Genomic DNA, 21,969 nt, shown 5'->3' with positions numbered 1-21,969 from the left:
TATGAAAATAGGAATACCAAGAGCGCTTTTATATTACCGTTACGATACCCTGTGGAAAACCTTTTTCCGGGAGCTTGGCATCGAAACAGTATTAAGCCCTGTTACAGACAAAACCATATTAGATGAGGGCAGTCTCTACTCTATCGACGAAAATTGCCTTTCCAGTAAATTGTTTTTCGGCCATATTGCAGCACTTGAAGGCAGGTGCGATGCCGTATTTGTTCCGAGAATTGCTAATTACGGAAAGGACGGCATTTTATGCTCCCGTTTTGAAGCCTTATATGATATGGCGGTAAACACCTTTCGCGATAAAGATCTTCACTTTGTCACCTGCGACATAGATCTGCAGCAAAAAAAATCAGAGCAAAAAGCCTATACTGCTCTGGCCATGGAACTTGGCAAAACAAAGGCCGAAGCTTACAAGGCATATGAAACGGCAAAATCCGCTGCCGCCGAATCTCAGCAGAAAAAAATTCAAGCGCAGCAGCAGCTCCTTGATAAAGACGGAATCAAAATTCTCATTGTAGGACACAGCTACAACCTCTATGACGAATATATCGGGAAACCAATTATTAAAAACCTACACGACCTTAATGCCGTTCCCCTGCTGGCGGATGCAGTAGACTTAAAGCAGGCCCGCCAGGATTATACATCCATCTGCAGAGATGTTCCCTGGATCATGAACCGCGAACTGGTGGGGGCAATCGCCCAATACCATGACGCCGTGGATGGTATTATTTTGATTACCGCCTTTCCATGCGGACCGGATTCCATGCTCAACGAGATGATTATCCGGCGTATAAAAGACCGTCCCATATTAAATCTTCTTCTGGACAGTCAGGATGGAAATGCCGGCATTGAAACGAGACTAGAAAGCTTTGTAGATATTATACGTTTTAGAAAGGAGGCCGCAATCTGATGGATCAGCCACAGTACAAACTCTCTTATCCTCAGCTGGGCAGCTATGATATTCCCATCCGCCATTTCGTGATGCACGGTCTGGGCGAAGCTTATGTTGCTCCGCCTCCAATGACAAAACGTACCATTGAAATCGGCAGCCAGAACAGTCCAGATTTCGTATGCGCCCCCTTTAAATGTATGATGGGCTGCTACATTGAAGCCCTGGAAAAGGGCGCTAATGTTTTAGTTCAGACCGGCGGCACCTGCCGGCTTGGCTATTACGGTGAGCTTCACGAACAGATTCTAAAAGACCTGGGTTACCAGTTCAAAATGCTGAATATAACCATTGCCCGGTATCACAACCTGCTTGGCCTTTATAAAGGCATGAAAGAAATAGCCCCCAAAACCAGTCTGTTGAAAGTAGTACGGGCCCTTCCGGCCACTGCGAAAATGGTAATTCAGATTGATAAAACAGAAGATTATATGCGCCAGAATATGGGATTTGAAAAAAATGACGGTGATTTTGAACGGGCTCATAAAGAATACCTTTCAAGACTGCGGCAGGCAAAGGGCCTAAAAGATGTCAATCGCGCATACAAATGGGTAATGGAAACTATGAAACAGATTCCAATAAAAAAACCAGAGCATCCCCTTCGGGTAGGAGTAATCGGAGAATATTTTACCATTATGGATCCATACTCAAACCATGAAATTGAAGCAAAAATTGCCAAGCTGGGCGCTGAAGTCCATCGCTGGATGAACCTTTCTAACAGTGTGGTTGTCTGTCCTGATAGAAGCACCATAAAAAAACTAAAACATTATCTGACCTATGATATCCGTAAATTTCCGTCGTCAATCTGGCATAAAATTCAGGTGAAACAGGCCGGCCGTTACACAAAATTTGATATGGGCAGTTCTGCCATCTCAACAATCGCACTAGCAGAGGAATATGCAAAACGGGGTTATGACGGATTAATCCATGTAAAATCATTTGGCTGTACACCGGAAATGGATGCCGTTCCGGTTCTGCACAATATCAGTGCGGACTATAAAATTCCAATTTTATATCTAAACTACGATACCCAGACCAGCGATACTGGAATCGAAACCCGTCTGGAGGCATTTTATGATATGATTGAGATGAGAAAGGAAGTAACAGAATCTTGAAAAAAGCATACCTTGGAATCGACATCGGTTCCATTTCCACAAAAGGCGTTATAATAGATGAAGACAAAAATATTCTGGCAAGTATCTATATCTGGACGGAAGGCAACCCTATGGGCGCCTCAAAAAAGGTTATTTCCAAGCTGGGAGAAATGCTTGACCAGGATACTTATAAGGTTGTGGCAGCCGGCACAACCGGCAGCGCACGAAAGCTGGTAGGCGCCATGTGCAATGCCAGCATTGTAAAAAATGAAATCACTGCTCACGCCGTGGGTACCACCACCCTTCATCCAGATGTCCGAACAATTCTGGAAATCGGCGGGCAGGATTCCAAAATTATCTGTGTTGAAAACGGTGTTGCTGTAGACTATGCCATGAACACATTATGCGCTGCCGGAACCGGTTCATTTCTTTCCAGTCAGGCAAGACGTCTGGGCGTTGAAGTCAATGAATTTGGAAAAATCGCTCTCTCCAGCAGCAATCCTACCCCTATTGCCGCCCGCTGTACCGTATTTGCCGAATCCGATCTGGTTCACAAAATTCAGATGGGCCACAGAAAAGAAGACATCATCGCGGGATTATGCAATGCTGTTGCCAACAACTATCTGAATAACATCGGAAAAGGGAAGAAGATCCTTCCTCCCATTGTTTTTCAGGGGGGTGTCAGCAAGAATGAAGGAGTAGTTAAAGCATTTTCCGATTCTCTTAACCAAAAAATCATTGTAGATGATAATGGGCATCTTATGGGCTGTTACGGTGCCGCCATCCTTGCTTTAGGCAGTGGTATTGAAAAAGATTTTACCTTTGATATAGCCGATATGGATTTTGTCACAAAAGAGGTGGTCTGCCCTCACTGCGCAAATCACTGCGAGGTTATCTGTGTATATAGAAACAGCGAATTGATTGATTCCTGGGGAAATCGCTGCGAAAGAGGAGAAGTTAAAGCAGAATCATAATTGATTTGTTTCCACATCAAAAAGAGATCGTACCATTCAAGCAGACTGGTGCGATCTCTTTTCAGATATAGGGGGATAAGATTTATTTCCAATAATAAGAAAATTTCCTTGTTTACAAATACCATTGAGAATCGTCTATTCTTCAAATAATGGTGTTGAAAGATATCTCTCTCCGGTATCCGCAAGCAAAGCTACAATTGTTTTTCCCTTGTTTTCCGGGCGTTTTGCTAAGGATACTGCTGCCCATAAAGCAGCTCCTGAAGAAATTCCTACTAACACACCTTCTTTTTTCCCGATCTCACGTCCTGTTGAAAAAGCATCTTCATTATCAACAGTAATAATTTCATCATAAACTTCCTGGTCTAGTACCTCCGGCACAAAACCGGCCCCAATTCCCTGAATTTTATGACTTCCCGACACACCGGCAGATAAAACCGGTGAATCTTTCGGCTCTACTGCAACTACCTGAATACGAGGGTTTGCAGCTTTTAAGTACTGGCCGACACCGGTTATTGTTCCGCCAGTTCCTATGCCTGCCACAAATATATCTATTTTTCCGTCCGTATCTTTATAAATTTCCGGTCCCGTTGTTTTCCTGTGAATCTCCGGATTAGCCGGATTTACAAACTGTCCCGGGATAAAACTTCCGGGGATTTCCTCCGCCAGCTCTTTCGCCTTTTCGATGGCTCCTTTCATGCCCTTTGCACCTTCTGTTAAAACCAGCCGCGCGCCATACGCCATCATCAGTTTCCGCCGTTCCACAGACATGGTTTCCGGCATAACGATGATAATCTGGTAGCCCCTGGCAGCTGCAACAGACGCCAGCCCGATTCCCGTATTTCCGGAAGTAGGCTCAATAATCACACTGCCAGGCTTTAACTGTCCCTTCTGTTCTGCCTCATCAATCATAGCTTTTGCTATTCTGTCTTTCACAGAGCCCGCTGGATTAAAGTATTCCAGCTTTGCCAGTATTCTGGCCTCTAAATTGTATTCTTTTTCTATATGTGTCAGTTCCAGCAGTGGTGTTTTTCCTACCAGCTGGTCAATTGATGTATAAATTTCAGACATGTCATTCACACTCCTTTTATTTTACTGCCAAAAATCCCTGTTCCAGATCAGCAATAATATCATCTATATGTTCTGTTCCAATAGAAAGCCGTACCGTATTTGGCTTGATTCCGCAAGCCAAAAGCTCCTGGTCTGATAACTGGGAATGAGTGGTGGAGGCCGGATGGATTACCAGCGATTTTACATCTGCTACATTTGCCAGCAGAGAAAACAGTTTCAGACTTTCTGTAAACTTTTTTGCTTCCCGGCTGCCGCCTTTTATTTCAAAAGTGAAAATGGATGCAGCGCCTTTGGGGAAATAGGTCCGGTAGAGTTCTAACGCCCTTCCCTCTGCCAGAGACGGATGGTTTACCTTTTCCACCTGCGGATGCTGTTTTAAGTAATCTACAACCTTTAATGCATTCTCCACATGGCGTTCAACTCTCAGTGATAATGTTTCCAGCCCCTGAAGAAGGAGAAAAGAATTAAATGGTGAAATCGCTGCACCCTGATCTCTCATTAAAGTAGTTCTTATCTTCATAATATATGCAAGATTTTTGCATGCTTCTGTAAAAACAACCCCATGATAAGACGGATTTGGTTGTGAAAGTCCCGGAAACTTATCATTCCCGGCCCAGTCAAACCTTCCTGAGTCTACAATTACTCCTCCCATAACCGTACCATGTCCACCGATAAATTTTGTGGCCGAGTGCACTACAACATCTGCTCCATGCTCTATAGGCCGAAGCAGATACGGCGTTGCAAATGTACTGTCCACAATAAGCGGGATTCCATGTCTGTGAGCAATTTCTGATACAGCTTCCAGATCCAGGACATCCGAGTTTGGATTCCCGAGGGTTTCCGCATATAATAATTTTGTATTTTCTTTGATTGCGTTTTCAAAATTCGCCGGATTGGACGGATCTGCAAAGGTAGTGCTGATTCCCTGCTCCTTTAGAGTATTTGCAAACAAATTGTAAGTTCCTCCATAGAGATTTGTAGAAGATACAATATGATCGCCTGCCCGGGCAATATTCTGAACTGCATAGGTAATTGCCGCTGAACCGCTGGCCGTAGCCAACGCCGCCGCACCGCCTTCTAAGGCTGCCATCCTTTGTTCAAATACATCTGATGTTGGATTCATCAGTCTTGTATAGATATTTCCCCCTTCCCGCAGTCCAAACCGGTTAGCCGCCTGATCGGAATCTTTAAACACATAAGAAGTGGTCGCATAAATAGGCACAGCACGCGCATCCGTCGCCGGATCTGGCTGTTCCTGCCCAACATGAAGCTGTAGTGTCTCAAATTTGTAATCTCTTCCATCCATTTTTCAACTCTCCTTTTCCGGTAATGCAAAATCCTCCGGAACTATTCATGCTTTAGATGATAATTTCTGTTTTTGATTTTACACTATTCCTATCTGTTTTATATGTTTCATGCATTATAATATAATCTTATATCCCTACTTTGTCAATAGGTTTTTATACATTACCTTCCAAAACATCCTTTAATGTAACACTATTTAAATAGTCATGTATCAGTTGATCCAGTTTTTCCCACACAGGAAGCGTTTTACATTGAGGTGCACGTTCACAGTAATTTTCTTTATGCTCCAGACATGAAACCGGCGAAAGTGTCTTATCTGTAAGTTCTACAATACTGCCAACGGTATAATCTTCTATCTTTCTAGTAAGCTTATATCCCCCGCCCTTGCCGCGGATACCTGATACGAACCGGCCTTTACTCAATGTTGAAATAATACTTTCCAAATATTTTTCCGAAATTTCCTGACGCATGGCGATATCTTTCAGTGGAATATATCCCTCATTCTGATGCTGAGCAAGATCTATCATAATACGCAGTGCATATCTTCCCTTTGTTGAGATTAGCATAATTTCACCTCTCCTTCTAATTCATACAAAAATTATAGGTTATTGTTGTTATTCTGTCAATATGCCTCCTTTATCAATGACCCTGACGGATATCAGGTACAGCTTTTAGAAGAGCTGTAAATGCATATAACACAAATAAAGGACAGCCCCTTCCGTTTATGGTGAATCGCTGTCCTTTTCTTATATCTTATTTACATTTTTTATCATATCGTGTTTAAGATTTTCCCAGGATATATCCTCCGCCTGGATTTTATTTACCCGGCCGGCCCCCTGGAAAAATCCTTCATTTATATGGAAGGCGCGATCCTTTTTTTGATTCTGTTCTGTTTCAGACCAGAAATAATAAAAGCGGTACTGGCTCGTTCCGCCATTTACAAAGGGCTGCTCCTCGTATATTCTGCAGGATATATTAATCTTCTCCTCCGTTTTATAAAACCATGGATATATCCCATGAAACCCATTTTCTTCAAACAATTCTGCAATTTCTATACGCTTTTGTTCTATAATGTGGTCCTTTGCAGCTCCGAAGCTCCGTTTTTCATAGACTTTTGATGCCTCATCTAATTCTTCCCTAAGCAGCTCATATACCGGTAAATGCTCTGACTGATTCAGCATACAATGAATGCGTTTCTCCAGCCTGCGTCTCTGTCTCTGCCTGCCTTTGCTGCACCTTTGATACTTTAAAACCTGCCGCTTCAGTATATCGTCATTGGCAAGATCTGCAAATTCCAAGAATGCATCTATCCCCGCATCCGTTGATTCAAACACGCTGTCTTCTTCCCAGGGAACAAAATACCAGCCGCGCAGTGGTGCGAATTCCAACAGCTTGATCAGCTGGCGTTCCTTTCTGCTGCAGCAATCCCTGGGTAAAAACTCCGCTTTATCTTTTATAATTCCAAGCTGATATACCAACTGCCGCAGATGCTCTTCACCTTTTACCCAAACGTGGACAACCTCATGATACTGATATGTCTGAATCCGAAAAGCAAGTTCTCTAAAACGCAGAGTAAAACTATTTCTATTTCCCTGCCGTACTGCCAGGACATAGCTTTCCTCCTCCACTGAAAGAGCTGCTGTCGTCTCCTCTGTGATATCCTTCTCAAATACACCGGTCATTACGGCGTCCTCAAATATCAGAAAGCTTTCTACCGAATCATTCATCACAAACGCTGCATAATAATTCTGATCCTCTCCTTTCCAGATATCCAGCACCTGCTCTTGTATGATACGGGCAAGTTTTAAAAATTCTTTAGAACAATCCTTTGTCATACCGGGAAGATATTTTTTATATTTTTCAAACTCTGTCTGGTTCATTCACTCCCTCTTACTGCCTGGACCACAGGTAGCAATAAGCCTGTGTCCTGGCTGCGAAATGCTGATCTTTTAACAGACTGCCAACAGCTTCTTTTGTATACCATCCCGCCTTAATTTCTTCTGTGGGATCTGTACTTTCAGCAAACGTTCCTGCTGCAGTCCCCACAACACATACATTTTTTTCATTGGAAAATCCTACTGCACTGTAACTTTCAAACATCCAGTCATCTATATGCAGCAGCTTTAATCCCGTCTCTTCCCAAAGTTCCCGTTCTGCGCTTTCCTGGGGACTTTCTCCCGGTTCAATCAGTCCCGCCGGAAAATTATACACCCAGCGCCCTGCCGCCATACGGTATTCACGATTCAAAAGTATTTTTTCACCACTCTCATCATGTATAATTAATACAACCGCATCTGCCCCCTCCTTCAGCAGACCGCCCTGATCCTTTATATTCTTATCCCTGCTTATCATCTCATAAACCTTTTCTCCCCCTGCCTTAGTTTCATAAGTGATATCATAGCGGGTTATATATGCTCCTTCATTTAACTTATTTATATTTTTAAACTTCATAGCCTCTCTCCTGTTCTCCATAAAAATTCTAATACATTCGGCCCTTCGTATACCATAAAAATAATTTTACCACAAAAACATTTCTATGGTATAATTATCCTGAAAATCTGCTTTATTTTATAAAATATAACTGGAATATGAAAATTTCTGTAACAGTATGTTTTACTTTCATTTTAAATTATGGAAGAGAAAGGATACTTCTTATGTATGAACAATTAGATTTAACAGAATATCTTTATGGAATTGCACTATCTGATGCAGATTTCCTGATGAACGAACATCATCAGATACAATATAATGAAATCTGCCAGGACTGCTGTCGCAGCTGCAAACAGAGTTTCCGCTGTTCTATTGTTCAATGCCCATATTATTCGGTTCAAAGGCGAAGAAAACAGGCAGTATAATAAAAGGACATCGCTTCACCCCCATGTAAGGCGGCTCTAAACGATGTCCTCTTATTAGCTGTGCATGCGCGTCTCACCTTTTATCTTGCTTTCAAATCCGGCAATCCTGACACGGCCGCAATATCATCTGCTTATTCACCTTCAATAGAAATATATTTCGTCTCATCCACCTGTGGCTTTTTCTCCATTTTGGGAACCTGCAGAGTCAACACTCCATCTTTAAATTTCGCTTTAATATCATCCTGAGTTACTGCATCGCCCACAAAAAAGCTTCTCTGGTAATGTCCGGAATAACGCTCCCTTCGGATATAACGGCAGCCATCCTCCTGATCTTCTTTTGTATTTGCCCTGCTGGCCCTGATTGTCAGATAACCGCCTTTTAGTTCAGCTCTGACATCTTCCCTGGAAAATCCGGGCAGATCCATCTCAATCTGATACCTGTCTTCCAAATCCTGAATGTCCGTGCGCATTTTATCTACACTTCTTATCTTACCAGTGCTAAAAAACGGATCCCTGAAAAATTCATCAAACAAATTCTCAACAAAATTATCTGAATAAACACCTGGTCTTAACATATAGATACCTTCTTTCTTCTTGATATTAACTATACTATCCATGGATTTATCTTTTAATCATTTTTCTTTTGTTATATATGTTATATAACTTTTAATCAGCACTGTCAAGAGGTGAGTGCTGATTTTTTATAATTCCCAGATCCGATTTTCTTCCAGTCCCCATTTCAGCATTGCTTCTACATCTTCATCCCATTGATCTGACGGCTTATATTCCCGAAGCATCTGGATTAAAACATCCTCCTGCTGATTCCCCGGCTGATACCCTTCTAGCTTCTCCAGCAGCTGCTGTCTTAGCTTTGTTACAGATTTCAGCTCCATATCCGGTAAGGTCTGCAAAATATTAGATAAAATTCCAATAGCATAGGCCGCCTCATAGTTCCCAGTGAGTATGTTGACATCCTTTCTTGTTTTTCTGATTACCGCGTAACGCGCAATTGACTGTACCATATATTATTATCCCCTTTATATTCCCGCGATTATTTGACTACAGGCTGAAAATCTTCTGTATCTCCACAGAAAAAACCTCCTGCCAGCTGAGTAACTCTCTGCATTTCCTTTTTCACAGCATCAAAATTGTCAGATCCCACCGTAACATAAAACAGAGACACAATCTGATGCTCCTTTAAGAATCTGCAGCTATACACATCTTTAAGCTCCGTCCCGTTATCTTCAAAATCTATAAACGTCCCATCCGGAAGCGTTAATTCAACAACACCGGCCGCTTCCCACAGTTCTGCGTCGATCTCATCCCTATCTTCATAAATCTTATATATATTTCTGGCAGAAACTACATGTTCTGACATATAAAACCACTGACGTGGTATCTGCTTTTGCACACTTTTCCTTTGTCCTATTTTTTTACGCTTTGATTTATTTCTCATGAATTTCCCTTTCTGCCTGCTGCTTTTGTACTCTATCCTAGGTGAATAAAAACAAATTGTCAATAAAACCGCCTTACCAGCAAGGGTATTATTTAAAAATCAGATTGATATCTTCAATTTTATGGTAACTATTTGAAAATTAATGGTATACTATAAAAAGAGACAAGTTAACTTTACTTGTACAAACTACAATACTCAGGAGGTATCATCACATGATTAGTGCAAGAAACCAGCTTAAAGGAACAATTACATCTATCGACAAAGGTGCTGTAAATGCCATCGTTAAACTTTCCGTGGCAAATGGCTTAACCATCTCATCCACCATTTCACTGGATGCAGTAAACGACCTAAAACTGACAGAAGGAAAAGAAGCTACAGCAATTATTAAAGCTACTTCTGTTATGATTGGACTGGGAGACTTAAAACTTAGCGCCCGCAATCAGCTGCCAGGTAAAATTGTTGAGATTGAAGAAGGAGCTGTAAATGCAATTGTAAAATTACAGATTGCTGATGACGTTATCATTTCTTCCACAATTTCTATGTCCGCAGTGAAAGAGCTTGGCCTTGCAGCAGGTAAAGAAGCAAAAGCTGTTATAAAAGCTACTTCTGTTATGGTTGGCGCATAATTCTTTTATGATTACCACAACATACGGAAAAGATAAATATATGATTGTCATCGACGCCCTTGTAACGGAGCAGAAGGGTATCACGCTGCGGATTACCGGCGGAGACAGCCCCCATGTTGGAGCTGTAGCACTTGCCGTTCCATCCCTTAATGCAGCAACCGGAGAAAAAACCTGTGACGTCAGCCTGCTGACAGGTCCCGGCCATAAAGACCGCTTTCTGGCAGAAAAAGCTGCGGATATGATCTGCCGGCAAACCGGAGAGCTGGTCTCTGCAACAGCAGGCGTTCATATTGATAATGCCACAGGCAGCGATCTGAAAGTTCTGATTGACAATACAGTAAAAGCAGCAGAACTTTTTCTTGAAAAGTATCTGAGATAATCAAAATTTATCCAGGAACAGCAAAAGGGTACAAACACGCATCCGCATGACAAGTGTTTGTACCCTTTTACATTTAGGCTGCTCCTCCTCTTTACTCCACAGGAACAGTCCCGGCAGAACATATGGGAAAATCTTCTTTTCTTCTAAAATCAGTATTTCATGTAATCTCTCGCCGTATCAAACAATACTCTTAAGTTTTCCGGCTTGGCATTATCCAACGTCACATCTGTATCCAGAATAAATCCTCCTCCGGGAGCATAAATATCAATAGCCTCTCTCACCATTTTCTTTACATCCTCCTGGGTTCCGTACTCCAAGACACTGCCCAGCAAACCGCCTTTCAAACAGTATTTTCCGCCAAACCGCTCCTTAACAGCCTTCATATCATTGGTTCCGGTAAAAGTAAACATAACCTTGTGCTCCGGTACATCCCTTTCAATAATGTCCAATTTGGACATATAACTGTCTTCCACATAAATCCACGGAATTACATTATTTTCAACGCAGACATCTATACATGCCTTTAACCCCGGCCAGTAAAACGTCTCAAACTGCTCCCGGCTCATAAACATATCATATCCGTTATGCAGCATAAATCCAATAATTCGAATCGGCCTTGCATTTATCGTATTTCTCAGATATCTGACCTGAACTTTTTCAGCTGCACGGACCGCCGCTAAAAGCTCGTCAGGACATTCATACATATCCATAGATACATTCAAAAATCCTCTGAGAGTATCATTAAATATATCAAACGGCGCAGATGTTACCAGATCCGCCCCCGACGGAAATCCCTTCTCCATCATAGTCTGATAAAACAGACCATCTGCCGCAGCTTGTTCATTCATTACTTTTCCGCAGGCAATTACCGCATCAAATGCCTCTTTTACAGACGCATCCACAGCCGGCAGCGTGGAATAAAGCATCCCATGCCAAATTGCCATCGAAAAATCCAAAAGCCCAAATCCCTTCAGTTTCCCAAATTGGCGGGGCAGTATCTTTTTCATTAGAAATCCGGTTGGGTCCTCCGCATATTCCAAATATTCCTCCTGCGCCATATATTCCTGATCAGGAACCTGAAATCCAAGATTATCATCAGGAAAATGTTTTCCGGGCCAGCGTACGAATTTACAGTCAAGAGCCTCTAGAGGCTTACCCGGAAAAATAGCTTCCGGACCATATGCCAGATCCGGCTGAAACTCTTCATGATACCGGTAATACGATGGTATCGCATTCCTCCAGTCCGCTATCGTATCTTTAATACTGGTTTCTTTGTAGAGCAGAATCGGCAGATAGGTATAAAACGGAGCTGCCATTACCCGGTCCGTTCTTCGACATGCAATGGTGTCATCAAGAAGCTGAGATCGTTCTGCAAATTTTGGATGAATATGTTCCATGTTTTCAAAAACCTCCCTTTTTTTCTGATTTCAGTATGTCATAATCAGTTCAGGGAAACTATAGGCATTCTGCCATACTTCTATACGGATTTCGTATAGAAAACCTCATTCATCCCTTTCGAGCACTTGTCAAGCTGAGCCATAAATACCGGAATCGCAGGATTATAATTGGACTGATTCCATACAGCCACCAGCCCAGGGTCCCATATATCCTGCTTTAACGGAAACGATTTTATAAACGGATTTAATCTCAGCATATTCCGGGTGTCCAGTATCGTAATCCCCTTTCCCGCTTCCACATTCAACATCAAATCATACAATGTAGGCGCATAGACTATCCTTGGATAAAAATTTTCTTTATGACATGCATTAATAATGTACGAAGAAGATTCCGGGCAGTCATCCGTTGAAATCATCACAAATGTTTCATCTCTGCAGTCAGAAAGACTTAATTCTTCTCTGACAGCCAGAGGATGATCTTTATGCATTAAAATATAATCCATAGAATGTTCTACATATTTATAAAGCAGATATTCCTTCTTTCGTATATTAAATAAAACCGTAAATGCAATATCCAGTTTACCGCTGTATATTTTATTCTGAAGTGCCCGGAAGGAATCATATGATAACGCAATCTCCACATCAGGGTGGTGTGCTCGAAAAAACTCAATAATAGCTGGCATAAAATCTGCTACATACGTTCCGTGAAGAACACCTATCTTTAATGAACCGCTGATGCCTTTCTGAATATTCTGCGCCTGTTCCACTGCCGTATAGTAATTTTCATAAATAACCTTCCAGGTGTCTGCTAACGCTCTGCCTGCAGGTGTCAATTTCATCTTCCTGCCATCCCGGAGAAACAGCAGCAAATTCAGCTCGTTCTCAATATTTGCGATCTGCCGGCTTAATGTAGGCTGCGAAATTTCCAGCTGATCTGCCGCTTTTGAAAAGTTAAGGCTCTCTGCAGCCGTCAGAAACCATTTTATCTGCAAAATTGTCATAAAAGAATCCCCCATTCATTTTTTATGTCCAACAGTATTGTAACATATTCTAAGAAGAGCAGAACAAAGGCAGAACAATTATTTCTGGCAATCCGCTTGCGAAGGCAAACTCTTTTCTTTATAATAGAAAATACGTTTGTATTATAAAAAAATGCGGGATATACATAACCGTTCCTTTTGCCCGCTGCATTACTTACTACCCGGAATAAATATTACATTAAGAGAGGTGCATTATGACAAATACAGCAGCTGTCTCGGACAGCACTCAAAATCCCCTGGGATATGAAAAACTTCCAAAACTTTTAAGAAACTTTGCCATTCCAAGTGTAATCGCCATGCTGGTCACATCCTTATACAATATTGTAGATCAGATTTTTATCGGCCAGGGCGTTGGATATCTTGGCAATGCAGCTACCAATGTGGCTTACCCGCTGACTACAATCTGCCTCGCCATTGCGCTGCTCATCGGAATTGGAGGGGCCGCACGTTTTTCCCTGGAGCTTGGAGCGGGAAATAAAGAAAAGGCAGAACATTCAACTGGAAATGCCATTACGCTGATGATTCTGTGCGGCGTTGTTTACCTTGTTATCATACAGATTTTTATTGTGCCAATGCTGAATATCTTTGGTTCCACACCAGATGTTCTCCCATATGCGGTTACTTACACCCGTATCACTGCTTTTGGTATGCCGCTTCTGATTATCACCAACGGTCTAAGTAACCTTGCCAGAGCTGACGGCAGTCCTAAGTATTCCATGGTTACTATGTTATTAGGGGCTATTATTAACACTATTTTAGATCCCATATTTATTTTTGTTTTTGATATGGGAATCGGAGGCGCTGCACTGGCTACCATTATTGGACAGGCCGCTTCCTGTATTATGGCACTGTTATACATACCAAAATTCAGAAACATTCATCTGAAGAAAAAATATTTTCGTCTAAAGGGTTCCATCTGCAGACAGATCATTCCTCTGGGTATGAGCAACAGCTTTAATCAGCTGGCCTTAACTCTTGTCCAGATCGTTTTTAACAACAGTCTTACCTATTACGGTGCCATGTCTGTTTATGGTACTGATATCCCGCTGGCCTGCTGTGGAATTGTTATGAAAGTTAACGCCGTACTGGTATCCATTATTATCGGCATCGCCCAAGGATGCCAGCCAATTATTGGATTTAATTATGGCGCAAAAAAATATCCACGTGTAAAAGGAATTTATAAACTGGCTATCTGCTGTGCACTCATCATCTGCAGTATCGGATTTATTATTTTTCAGTTTTTCCCGGAACCGGTTATTTCTATTTTTGGCAGTGGAAGTCCCGAATATATGGAATTTGCAGTAAAATTTATGAGGACCTTCTTATTTATGGTTCCAGTTCTTGGCATCCAGATCCTATCTGCCAATTTCTTTACAGCAATTGGTAAAGCAATGAAGGGTCTGTTTCTCTCGCTCACCAGACAGGTATTGTTTTTAATTCCACTGATTTTAATTCTTCCAATCAAATTTGGAATTGAGGGCATTTTATATTCAGCACCTATCGCAGATATCGCCGCTTTTATTGTTGCAGTTTTACTAATCACAAAAGAACTAAGACATATGAACCAGACTGCAGCTCAACTAGAACAGGAATCTAAATAAATATAAAAATTATTTCTTAAAAAACAAATTCCATCGACCTTCAAGGATACTGTAACATCGTTATTTTAGACGATTCAGCAGTATCCTTTTTTACACGGACAGAAAATCAAGAGCTAAGATACCGTTTGTGATACACACAAAAAAGAGCTACCTGACTTTCTCGTCATCAGATAGCTCTCTTAACTGTTAAATTGAAGTTTCACTATATAACCTCCCTTTCTGCTATTTACTTGTTAAAGTTCTATGGTCCTCTGCCTTTCATATAATCACTCCCTGAAGTAACCAAAATCCCTGTACTAACTTTGTGATTTTTACTTAACGTCCCATTGGAACATCCTCCTGATCTCTACAGTTTTTGAATATTAGCTAACTATTTCAATGGACTGCTCCTCCTTTAGCAAGTGTAAAAAGATATCGAATAAATTTATCAGGTTGTCTTTTTCAAGTTCTTTGTTAAATCTATTAGTTATCTTTTTGATGATTTTATTATACATACATTAACATGCTTTGTCAATATATTTTCTGATAATTTTAAACTTTTTTTCATTTTAACAGTCTTTATATTGTTCTTCTTTAAATTTTCTTTTTATCTTCAGCCAGCATATCACATATTTCACTGCAGTCCAGCCCTGAATATACGATTCCATCTATCATAATATTGGGCGCCTGAAGGCAGTTTCGCAGACAATTTACTGTTGTAAGATAAATGCGCTTATCTTTGGAAATTCCATTTTTATCAACACCAAGGCTTTTCTTCAACTTAGACAGCAAGATATGATTTCCCTTCTGAGAACAGTTCCTGCCTGTACATACAACAACTTTGTGTTTATATGGCGCCGCTTTTAAGCTGGGATAACGCTTTACAATAGTTTCTGCCACAACCGGCTTAAAACCAGTTACGGCCGCTGCCCGCTCTATCATCTGAGCATCTATAAATCCCTGTACCTCCTGCAGTTCCCGCAGCAGTTCCACAAGCACTTCCTGGGATGCGGCAGATCTCATTTCTTTGTAGCATGAATAAATGTCATCTAATTTTTCCGCTTTGTTCATATTTTTTATCCCTTCATGGTTTATAAATACAGTTTCTGCTATTATGAGACAATTTATCCGTCCCATATAACAAAGAATCCTGCCACAGCGGAGCGTTTTTACTCTATGGGAATCGGTACTTTTCGGCTTTATCACAACACGGTATTTCCCATAGCGAAAAAAAAGACCGGAACCCAATCAAAAGAAAAAGGTTCCGGCGCCCCTGCCAAGCATTTTTTAATTCAATTTTGTATTTCATGCATCATGACATGCAACACGAAATAGAAAAAGCCTTGACTTTACAAGGCTTATAGAGTCGATGCGACAGGATTTGAACCTGCGACCTCTGCGTCCCGAACGCAGCGCTCTACCAAGCTGAGCCACGCATCGTTTCCAACGAAAAAGCACAATTTAAGATTGTGCTTTTCACTCGGATTATCTTATCATAATTTTTCCAGGTTGTCTATATTATTTTTCAAAATATTGCAATTTAATTCATCGTCCGGGTTATACTTCGTTTTAATCCTCCAAAGCTAGTCCGCTTTTTTTCAGCCGGGCAATATATGAGTCAATGAGCTGTTTTAATGTCACGCTGTTAACATAATCGGTAATTACTTTATCCATGCCCTCCCAGAACTCAATGGTAGCACACTGGTCATAGTGAGCACATTCATTTGTATCATATTCCAAACATGCAATAGGCGCCATACTGCCTTCAATTGCCCGCAGAATCTGCCCTGCTGTATAATCCTTTGCTGCTTTTGCCAGTCGATATCCTCCCTGAGCACCCCGCGCACTTCGAACCAGCCCCGCACGATTCAGAGGAGTCACTATCTGTTCCAGATATTTAATCGAAATATTCTGTCTGCCTGAAATATCCTTTAATGACACAAAATTCTCCTGCCCGTGCATACCCAGATCAACCATTAAACGTAAAGCATATCTGCCTTTTGTGGATACCTTCATTTCCCATTCCTCCCAGTTAACTGCCAAGCCTTATAAAACTTCACATATAATATTATTATATAGTTCCTGATGACAAATTACAATGTTTAGCCAGCCTTTTCCTCCAAAAATTCCTCTCAAAAAAAAGAAACAATCCAATAAATACCAGATTGTTTCTTTTAATTATTAATCTTCCAGCTCTTCAATATAATCTGCAATGGACTCTGCTGCCATACGACCGGAATTGATCGCAAAGCCCATGGTGTTTCCAGGCAGAGTAAAATTATAGCTGTCTCCGTAAATTGTATTGCAGTCAGAGCCTGCACTGTAAAGCCCCGGAATCGCCTCCTGATCGCAATTTAAAACCTCTCCATATTTGTTGGTACGGACTCCGCCGATCGTACCATATGCTGCAATATAGAACCGTACAGCAATAAAACCACCTTTACGTCCTGAAATTGCATGAAGATATCTTGGATCTTTATGGAACTGTGTATCCATATTTTCATCGCACATATCATTGTAATCTTCCAGCGTCTCAGCTAATGTATCCGGATCAATTCCCATTTTTTCTGCAAGCTCTTCAATGGTATCTGCTTCAAAATAACCGTCATACCCGGTCTCAACAGCTTCTTTTGCTGCATTTTCAAATTCAAAGAAACATTCCTCCGGATGTACGATATCAAAAATATCAGGTCCGTTCTTTGCATAATATTTAATAAGGTTACGGTCCATAATACAGTAAGCACATTTGCCAGGCTGCAGATTAATTGCATTTCCTGTAAATGTTGTATTTCCCATCTGACCTTCATCCAGGAAACGGAAACCTTTTTGATTTACCAACAGTGCCGGCTGACGGAAACACGCATCCAGAATAAAATGTGACATATTGTCTTTCATCTGGAAAATCATTTCTATATTTGCGCCCCATTTCATAGCACCTGCATCCCACATCATATTCAGGCCCTCACCGTTGGTTCCGGGTACATTAAACGGGAAAAAGTTTTTCCACAGATCAAGGCCGAATTCATTCTTTATCATTTCCGGATTTGTACCAAATCCGCCGGTAGCAACTACAACCGCTTTGGCACGAGCCTCAATTTCTTCGCCATCTTTATCTGCTGCTATAACGCCCACGCATTTTCCATCTTCCATAATCAAACTTTTTACAGGTGTTTCCAGATAAATTTCAGCGCCAAGTTCTTTTGCCTTTTCCGTCATAATACGAACCATGGGACCGGCCGCACGAGGACCTATTACACCATTTTCCGGCTTTACAATATGCCAGGTTGCAGCAGATTCTGTAAAATACTTAAATGCTCCTGCAAATTCTACTCCCATATCCTCAAGCCATTCAATTGTGTCTGCTGATTTTTCAAAATATGTCTGTACGAGATCTCCATCTACACGATAGTGCGTATATTTCATATGAATATCATACGCTTCTTCTAAGGTTAAATCTTTAAACTCTTTCTTTTGGATTTTAGTGCCGATGCCAAGAGGGCCCATACCCATATTAGCCGCACCGCCGGTTGTATTTGCTTTCTCAAATACAATTGCTTTCAAATCATTTTCCCCCGCTGTGATTGCCGCTGCCAGCCCTGCCGGTCCTGCCGCTACAACTACAACATCTGCTTCCATTTTCTTCATTTTGCATACCTCCTGCTTCCTGTTGTCTCATTTATAGTTTTCATATTTTACTGTCTGCTGCATCTTTTTAATATCTAATATAATTACATCTAACGCTTTTTAAACTTACCGCATTTTACAAGTCTTGAAGGCAGTTTTGGCACCCGCCCTGTTGTCTGTACAACAGCATCATATTCACATGCCTCAATACATTTTCCGCACTTTGTGCAGTCAAAGTCATCAATCATATGAATATATCCGGCTTTTCCTTCTATACATTCTTCCGGACATACGTCTGCACATTCCTCACAGCCTTCACAGATATTCGGATCAATATAAATTGTCATAAAACAGGTACATACACCGGCCGGACAGTTCCGTTTTTTAATATGGGCATCAAATTCACTCATAAAGCCTTCCATCGCTCCAAGGGTAAAATCGGCTCCCACAGTTCCAACAGAACAGCCGCAGGAAAACCGCATGGCCTCTCCGATCTCTTTCATCATATCAAGACCTTCTTTTTTCCCTTTTCCACTGGTAATATCCGTCATATGTCCGTAAAGCTGATTGAGCCCCTCCCGGCAGAATGTGCATTTTCCGCAGCCATTCTTTCTGGATATCAAAAGTCTTTTTTCCGCTTCCTGCATCAGACAGGAACTCTCAGGAATTACCGTCACCACACCATCTCCGGTATTCAGCGTTTCATCTATTATACATTCCTCAGCCTCAGATACCGTATACAGCTTTGTACCTATCTCTACAGCCTTTGCTTTGTCAAGCTCTGCTATTTCATTCAGCTTCGTTCCATAAGGGATTCTCTTTAATTCCCCTGTTTCTGCTCCCTGACAGACAGCCAGATATGTTCCTGGCTGGTATGAATCCAGAAAGGCATCCGCCACTTCAGCCATTGTGGCAATATGGTGCAGCCCATGTCCCTGCCATTCTCTTACATTAACAAAGGCATTTTCTATCCGTATACCATAAGTTTTGGCCCTGCTTTCCAGTTCCTTTTTCAGATCTTCCTCTTCTTTGGGCAGATACAATACCAGTTCCCCGGCGCCAAGCACATAGCCTGCTGCCTGCATTCCCTCAAATACTTTATCTGCATCTAATTTCAGCAATTCAAGAAAAACTCTTCTTGTATCGCTGTTATTTAGAGCTGCCGCTAATTTTAACTCATGCTGGCCTTCACCTAAAATACGTTTCCATTTACCGGCCAGATCTTCCGAAAATACTCCATATTCTCTGATTCCCAGGGAAGCAATTTTCTCTATTGCAGCTTTTACGCCTGCTGCTTTTGCATGTTCTAAAGCACTCATGATTCAACTGCCTCCTTTTTATCTGAAAATTCTGTCCAGAGCTTCGGCTGTTTAATTGAAACCCGCAGATCGCACTGCAGACATCTGCCGGCTTCCCCGCAGATACTATCAGAGCAGATACCATGGTCCACAAGACCAAAGTTATCTTTTCTCTCTTCTGCCGGCACTACATCTGGCTGTACTCTTGTTTCATAACCAAATCCTTCTTTTCGCCCTATGTACGGATCCGGCATTTCTTCCGGAGCAAGTACCTCTGAAATATCTCCATCGCCGCCCAGGTATCTGTCAATCTCCATCGCCGCATCCCGTCCGGATGCAATCGCCTGAATCACCGACTTTGTTCCGTATACAACATCGCCTGCGGCAAATATGCCTTCTGTTGACGCCGCAAGAGATTTATCTCTAACTTTAATACTGTTTCCTCTGCCCAGTTCAAGTCCTGCATGTTCATCAATATCCGGCCTCTGGCCTACAGCAAAAATTACCGTATCGCCTTCAATATGATGTTGGCTTCCCTCTACTTTTTCAATCACAGCTCTTCTGTTTTCATCAAAAGTAAAAGATTTTACATCCATGAAATCAACTCCGGTCACTTTATCCTCACCGGTAATCTTTTCAAAAGTCTGTGCCGGATGAACAAAAATGCCTTCTTCCTGTGCCTGATCTATTTCTTCATCGTCTGCAGTCATAGCCTCTCTTGCCTCCAGACAAGCCAGATGAATCTCTTCGGCCCCCAGCCGTTTTGCCGTTCTGGCACAGTCAAAGGCGACATTACCGCCCCCAAGAACAATAACTTTCCTGCCCATACCGGTTTCTTCTCCCAGACTTGCCTTGCGCAGAAAATCAATGTTTAGCAGCACACCCTCCAGATCATTGCCCTGCATTGGCAGTCTGACGCCGGTATGTGCTCCAATGGCCATCAATACCGCATCATACTCTTTCAGAAGTTCCGTTGGATTTTCAACCTTCGTATTGCATTCTATTACGACTCCGGCCTCCTGAATGACTGCTGCCTCTTCTTCAATGATATTTCTTGGAAGACGATAGGAAGGAATGCCATATCCCATCATTCCGCCTACAGTTGGAAGGGCTTCTTTAACGGTAACCTCATGCCCCTGTTTGCGCAGGTAATATGCCGCTGTCATACCGGCCGGACCACCGCCCACAATACAGACCTTCTTTCCGGTATCTGCAAGCTGTTTGCCTTTTCCCTTCCAGCAGGAACCGGTATCCTGCTCAGCTGCATAACGCTTGATATTGCGGATGGACATAGCTTCACTGACTTCTTTTCTTTTACATTCCAGTTCGCAGACGTGATTACAAATATAACCCAGTGCTTTTGGAAACGGCACTTTTTCACGGATTACTGCCGCTGCCTCATCAAATTTTCCTTCTTTTACATAGCGGATATAACGCGGAACATCCGTATGCGCCGGACAGGCATTTTTACACGGCACCAGCACTTCTTCTCTTGTTCCGTCAGCCGCGCTGTATACCTTTTTATCTCTGATAGTTCCTGTGGGACAGACTTCCGCACATGCAGTACAAAACCGACAGTCTGCATCCTTTAACAGCTTATCGTGCAGTGTCCCTATGTAGGTCTCCATATCCTTTTTCTGATAATCTAAAATTCCCACACCCCTAAGTCTCTTACAGGCTCTTACACAGCGTCCGCATAATACACAGCGGTTCATATCATGAATCAGCAGTGGATTATCTTCATTCATTTTAAACCCTCTGCTTCGGTTTTTCATTCTGGCATTATTAGCACCAATATACTGAATCAGTGTCTGAAGCTCACAATTCCCATATTTCGGACAGGTGGAACAATCCTCCGGGTGTGCCCCCAGCAATAATTCCAATGCCAGCGTCCTTAACCTGCTTATCCTTTCACTGTTTGTGGTAATATTTAAACCATCTTCCGCCTTTAGCATACAGGAGCGGACTACCTCATCCTGTCCTTCCACTTCCACCACGCACATCCGGCAGGAACCATTTTCCGGCAGATCCGGGTGATGGCATAAATGCGGAATATAAATTCCCGCTTCCAGCGCGCAGTCCAGAACATTTTTCTGATCCGGCACTTCCAGACGGATACCGTCAATTGTTATAACAGCCATACTATTTCTCCTCTCCAGCTTATATTTGTATCTCTGTTCAATTCATATTTTTCAACAATTGTTGATTCTATAAATTGACTCTAAAAGCCTATCTGTGTTAAACTATCTGCATTATAGCACATCAACAAGAAAAACACTTCAAACAGCTGTTGAAAAAACATATTTTCAGTGTCCTGTTTT

At 41.9% G+C, this 21,969-nt stretch carries 22 protein-coding genes and 1 tRNA gene; 7 read left to right on the top strand and 16 right to left on the bottom strand.

Going from position 1 to position 21,969, the window contains the following annotated elements; all coding sequences use genetic code 11:
- Position 1: 1 nt before the first annotated feature.
- Genes OCV88_RS05600 through OCV88_RS05590 form a run of 3 tightly spaced genes read left to right on the top strand, consistent with a single transcriptional unit; the run spans position 2 to position 3,020 of the window.
- Complete coding sequence (locus OCV88_RS05600; RefSeq protein ID WP_158424596.1) at positions 2 to 919, top strand: acyl-CoA dehydratase activase-related protein; 918 nt, start codon at positions 2 to 4, stop codon at positions 917 to 919.
- Complete coding sequence (locus OCV88_RS05595) at positions 919 to 2,067, top strand: hypothetical protein (protein WP_158424595.1); 1,149 nt, start codon at positions 919 to 921, stop codon at positions 2,065 to 2,067. Before OCV88_RS05600 ends, OCV88_RS05595 begins: the two co-directional genes overlap by 1 nt.
- On the top strand, positions 2,064 to 3,020 hold the full coding sequence (locus OCV88_RS05590) for an acyl-CoA dehydratase activase (RefSeq protein WP_158424594.1): 957 nt from the start codon (positions 2,064 to 2,066) through the stop codon (positions 3,018 to 3,020). The genes OCV88_RS05595 and OCV88_RS05590 overlap by 4 nt, the downstream gene beginning before the upstream one ends.
- 135 nt (positions 3,021 to 3,155) lie before the next feature.
- Here the strand turns inward: OCV88_RS05590 and cysK are convergent, their stop codons facing one another.
- The 5 genes from cysK to OCV88_RS05565 all read right to left on the bottom strand — a co-directional run bounded on the left by cysK (position 3,156) and on the right by OCV88_RS05565 (position 7,844).
- Positions 3,156 to 4,088 carry a cysteine synthase A gene (cysK, locus tag OCV88_RS05585; protein WP_158424593.1) on the bottom strand — a complete coding sequence of 311 codons (933 nt, stop codon included), beginning with the start codon at positions 4,086 to 4,088 and terminating at the stop codon, positions 3,156 to 3,158.
- A gap of 16 nt (positions 4,089 to 4,104) precedes the next feature.
- Positions 4,105 to 5,394 carry an O-acetylhomoserine aminocarboxypropyltransferase/cysteine synthase family protein gene (locus tag OCV88_RS05580; protein WP_158424592.1) on the bottom strand — a complete coding sequence of 430 codons (1,290 nt, stop codon included), beginning with the start codon at positions 5,392 to 5,394 and terminating at the stop codon, positions 4,105 to 4,107.
- Positions 5,395 to 5,548: 154 nt separating this feature from the next.
- Positions 5,549 to 5,959, bottom strand: a complete 411-nt coding sequence (locus tag OCV88_RS05575; protein ID WP_158424591.1) for an RrF2 family transcriptional regulator — start codon at positions 5,957 to 5,959, stop codon at positions 5,549 to 5,551.
- Positions 5,960 to 6,139: 180 nt separating this feature from the next.
- Complete coding sequence (locus OCV88_RS05570) at positions 6,140 to 7,273, bottom strand: DUF3878 family protein (RefSeq protein WP_158424590.1); 1,134 nt, start codon at positions 7,271 to 7,273, stop codon at positions 6,140 to 6,142.
- 10 nt (positions 7,274 to 7,283) lie between these two features.
- Positions 7,284 to 7,844: an NUDIX hydrolase gene (locus OCV88_RS05565; protein ID WP_158424589.1), complete on the bottom strand. Its 561-nt coding sequence runs from the start codon at positions 7,842 to 7,844 to the stop codon at positions 7,284 to 7,286.
- A gap of 203 nt (positions 7,845 to 8,047) precedes the next feature.
- On the opposite strand from OCV88_RS05565, the gene OCV88_RS05560 reads away from it, so the two are divergent.
- Positions 8,048 to 8,248, top strand: coding sequence for a hypothetical protein (locus OCV88_RS05560; RefSeq protein WP_158424588.1), 201 nt, complete (start codon positions 8,048 to 8,050; stop codon positions 8,246 to 8,248).
- A 131-nt stretch (positions 8,249 to 8,379) separates the two neighbouring features.
- Here OCV88_RS05560 and OCV88_RS05555 read toward each other — a convergent pair whose 3' ends face one another.
- The 3 genes from OCV88_RS05555 to OCV88_RS05545 all read right to left on the bottom strand — a co-directional run bounded on the left by OCV88_RS05555 (position 8,380) and on the right by OCV88_RS05545 (position 9,704).
- Complete coding sequence (locus OCV88_RS05555) at positions 8,380 to 8,823, bottom strand: Hsp20/alpha crystallin family protein (RefSeq protein WP_158424587.1); 444 nt, start codon at positions 8,821 to 8,823, stop codon at positions 8,380 to 8,382.
- A gap of 126 nt (positions 8,824 to 8,949) precedes the next feature.
- Positions 8,950 to 9,270: a DUF3837 family protein gene (locus tag OCV88_RS05550; RefSeq protein WP_158424586.1), complete on the bottom strand. Its 321-nt coding sequence runs from the start codon at positions 9,268 to 9,270 to the stop codon at positions 8,950 to 8,952.
- Positions 9,271 to 9,299: 29 nt separating this feature from the next.
- Entirely contained in the window at positions 9,300 to 9,704 is a 405-nt protein-coding gene (locus OCV88_RS05545) for a hypothetical protein (protein ID WP_158424585.1), read from the bottom strand.
- 212 nt (positions 9,705 to 9,916) lie between these two features.
- Here OCV88_RS05545 and OCV88_RS05540 point away from each other — a divergent pair, with 212 nt between their 5' ends.
- Together OCV88_RS05540 and lpdD are read left to right on the top strand one after the other, a co-directional pair.
- On the top strand, positions 9,917 to 10,330 hold the full coding sequence (locus tag OCV88_RS05540; protein ID WP_158424584.1) for a TOBE domain-containing protein: 414 nt from the start codon (positions 9,917 to 9,919) through the stop codon (positions 10,328 to 10,330).
- A gap of 7 nt (positions 10,331 to 10,337) precedes the next feature.
- Complete coding sequence (lpdD, locus tag OCV88_RS05535; protein WP_158424583.1) at positions 10,338 to 10,709, top strand: prenylated flavin chaperone LpdD; 372 nt, start codon at positions 10,338 to 10,340, stop codon at positions 10,707 to 10,709.
- Positions 10,710 to 10,858: 149 nt separating this feature from the next.
- Here the strand turns inward: lpdD and OCV88_RS05530 are convergent, their stop codons facing one another.
- Together OCV88_RS05530 and OCV88_RS05525 are read right to left on the bottom strand one after the other, a co-directional pair.
- Positions 10,859 to 12,106 (bottom strand): uroporphyrinogen decarboxylase family protein, encoded by a 1,248-nt coding sequence (locus tag OCV88_RS05530; RefSeq protein WP_158424582.1) that lies wholly within the window; start codon positions 12,104 to 12,106, stop codon positions 10,859 to 10,861.
- 80 nt (positions 12,107 to 12,186) lie between these two features.
- On the bottom strand, positions 12,187 to 13,107 hold the full coding sequence (locus tag OCV88_RS05525; RefSeq protein WP_262590782.1) for a LysR substrate-binding domain-containing protein: 921 nt from the start codon (positions 13,105 to 13,107) through the stop codon (positions 12,187 to 12,189).
- 233 nt (positions 13,108 to 13,340) lie between these two features.
- Between OCV88_RS05525 and OCV88_RS05520 the strand changes: the two genes are divergently transcribed.
- Positions 13,341 to 14,747, top strand: coding sequence for an MATE family efflux transporter (locus tag OCV88_RS05520; RefSeq protein WP_158424580.1), 1,407 nt, complete (start codon positions 13,341 to 13,343; stop codon positions 14,745 to 14,747).
- A 573-nt stretch (positions 14,748 to 15,320) separates the two neighbouring features.
- On the opposite strand, the gene OCV88_RS05515 is transcribed toward OCV88_RS05520, so the two are convergent.
- From OCV88_RS05515 to OCV88_RS05490, 6 genes are all read right to left on the bottom strand, one after another.
- Positions 15,321 to 15,797, bottom strand: a complete 477-nt coding sequence (locus OCV88_RS05515; RefSeq protein WP_262590780.1) for an NADH-quinone oxidoreductase subunit NuoE family protein — start codon at positions 15,795 to 15,797, stop codon at positions 15,321 to 15,323.
- Positions 15,798 to 16,092: 295 nt separating this feature from the next.
- Positions 16,093 to 16,166, bottom strand: a tRNA-Pro gene (locus tag OCV88_RS05510).
- A 129-nt stretch (positions 16,167 to 16,295) separates the two neighbouring features.
- Entirely contained in the window at positions 16,296 to 16,742 is a 447-nt protein-coding gene (locus OCV88_RS05505) for an RrF2 family transcriptional regulator (protein ID WP_158424578.1), read from the bottom strand.
- A gap of 165 nt (positions 16,743 to 16,907) precedes the next feature.
- Positions 16,908 to 18,371, bottom strand: coding sequence for an FAD-dependent oxidoreductase (locus OCV88_RS05500; protein ID WP_158424577.1), 1,464 nt, complete (start codon positions 18,369 to 18,371; stop codon positions 16,908 to 16,910).
- 89 nt (positions 18,372 to 18,460) lie between these two features.
- On the bottom strand, positions 18,461 to 19,669 hold the full coding sequence (locus OCV88_RS05495) for an NADH-ubiquinone oxidoreductase-F iron-sulfur binding region domain-containing protein (RefSeq protein WP_158424576.1): 1,209 nt from the start codon (positions 19,667 to 19,669) through the stop codon (positions 18,461 to 18,463).
- A complete protein-coding gene (locus OCV88_RS05490) occupies positions 19,666 to 21,789 on the bottom strand; it encodes an FAD-dependent oxidoreductase (protein WP_158424575.1) in 2,124 nt (707 codons plus the stop codon). Before OCV88_RS05490 ends, OCV88_RS05495 begins: the two co-directional genes overlap by 4 nt.
- Positions 21,790 to 21,969 lie beyond the last annotated feature (180 nt).

Origin of the sequence: Brotonthovivens ammoniilytica, assembly GCF_025566885.1 — a bacterium.
GTDB lineage: Bacteria > Bacillota > Clostridia > Lachnospirales > Lachnospiraceae > Brotonthovivens > Brotonthovivens ammoniilytica.
This window is presented reverse-complemented; position numbering and strand designations above follow the sequence as displayed.

What these genes read in the sequence shown, in the direction of transcription:
- OCV88_RS05600 (WP_158424596.1), top strand. Translation starts at nt 2, where the DNA reads ATGAAAATAGGAATACCAAGAGCGCTTTTATATTACCGTTACGATACC.
- OCV88_RS05595 (WP_158424595.1), top strand. Translation starts at nt 919, where the DNA reads ATGGATCAGCCACAGTACAAACTCTCTTATCCTCAGCTGGGCAGCTAT.
- cysK (WP_158424593.1), bottom strand. Translation starts at nt 4,088, where the DNA reads ATGTCTGAAATTTATACATCAATTGACCAGCTGGTAGGAAAAACACCA.
- OCV88_RS05580 (WP_158424592.1), bottom strand. Translation starts at nt 5,394, where the DNA reads ATGGATGGAAGAGATTACAAATTTGAGACACTACAGCTTCATGTTGGG.
- OCV88_RS05575 (WP_158424591.1), bottom strand. Translation starts at nt 5,959, where the DNA reads ATGCTAATCTCAACAAAGGGAAGATATGCACTGCGTATTATGATAGAT.
- OCV88_RS05570 (WP_158424590.1), bottom strand. Translation starts at nt 7,273, where the DNA reads ATGAACCAGACAGAGTTTGAAAAATATAAAAAATATCTTCCCGGTATG.
- OCV88_RS05565 (WP_158424589.1), bottom strand. Translation starts at nt 7,844, where the DNA reads ATGAAGTTTAAAAATATAAATAAGTTAAATGAAGGAGCATATATAACC.
- OCV88_RS05560 (WP_158424588.1), top strand. Translation starts at nt 8,048, where the DNA reads ATGTATGAACAATTAGATTTAACAGAATATCTTTATGGAATTGCACTA.
- OCV88_RS05555 (WP_158424587.1), bottom strand. Translation starts at nt 8,823, where the DNA reads ATGTTAAGACCAGGTGTTTATTCAGATAATTTTGTTGAGAATTTGTTT.
- OCV88_RS05550 (WP_158424586.1), bottom strand. Translation starts at nt 9,270, where the DNA reads ATGGTACAGTCAATTGCGCGTTACGCGGTAATCAGAAAAACAAGAAAG.
- OCV88_RS05545 (WP_158424585.1), bottom strand. Translation starts at nt 9,704, where the DNA reads ATGAGAAATAAATCAAAGCGTAAAAAAATAGGACAAAGGAAAAGTGTG.
- OCV88_RS05540 (WP_158424584.1), top strand. Translation starts at nt 9,917, where the DNA reads ATGATTAGTGCAAGAAACCAGCTTAAAGGAACAATTACATCTATCGAC.
- lpdD (WP_158424583.1), top strand. Translation starts at nt 10,338, where the DNA reads ATGATTACCACAACATACGGAAAAGATAAATATATGATTGTCATCGAC.
- OCV88_RS05530 (WP_158424582.1), bottom strand. Translation starts at nt 12,106, where the DNA reads ATGGAACATATTCATCCAAAATTTGCAGAACGATCTCAGCTTCTTGAT.
- OCV88_RS05525 (WP_262590782.1), bottom strand. Translation starts at nt 13,107, where the DNA reads ATGACAATTTTGCAGATAAAATGGTTTCTGACGGCTGCAGAGAGCCTT.
- OCV88_RS05520 (WP_158424580.1), top strand. Translation starts at nt 13,341, where the DNA reads ATGACAAATACAGCAGCTGTCTCGGACAGCACTCAAAATCCCCTGGGA.
- OCV88_RS05515 (WP_262590780.1), bottom strand. Translation starts at nt 15,797, where the DNA reads ATGAACAAAGCGGAAAAATTAGATGACATTTATTCATGCTACAAAGAA.
- OCV88_RS05505 (WP_158424578.1), bottom strand. Translation starts at nt 16,742, where the DNA reads ATGAAGGTATCCACAAAAGGCAGATATGCTTTACGTTTAATGGTTGAT.
- OCV88_RS05500 (WP_158424577.1), bottom strand. Translation starts at nt 18,371, where the DNA reads ATGAAGAAAATGGAAGCAGATGTTGTAGTTGTAGCGGCAGGACCGGCA.
- OCV88_RS05495 (WP_158424576.1), bottom strand. Translation starts at nt 19,669, where the DNA reads ATGAGTGCTTTAGAACATGCAAAAGCAGCAGGCGTAAAAGCTGCAATA.
- OCV88_RS05490 (WP_158424575.1), bottom strand. Translation starts at nt 21,789, where the DNA reads ATGGCTGTTATAACAATTGACGGTATCCGTCTGGAAGTGCCGGATCAG.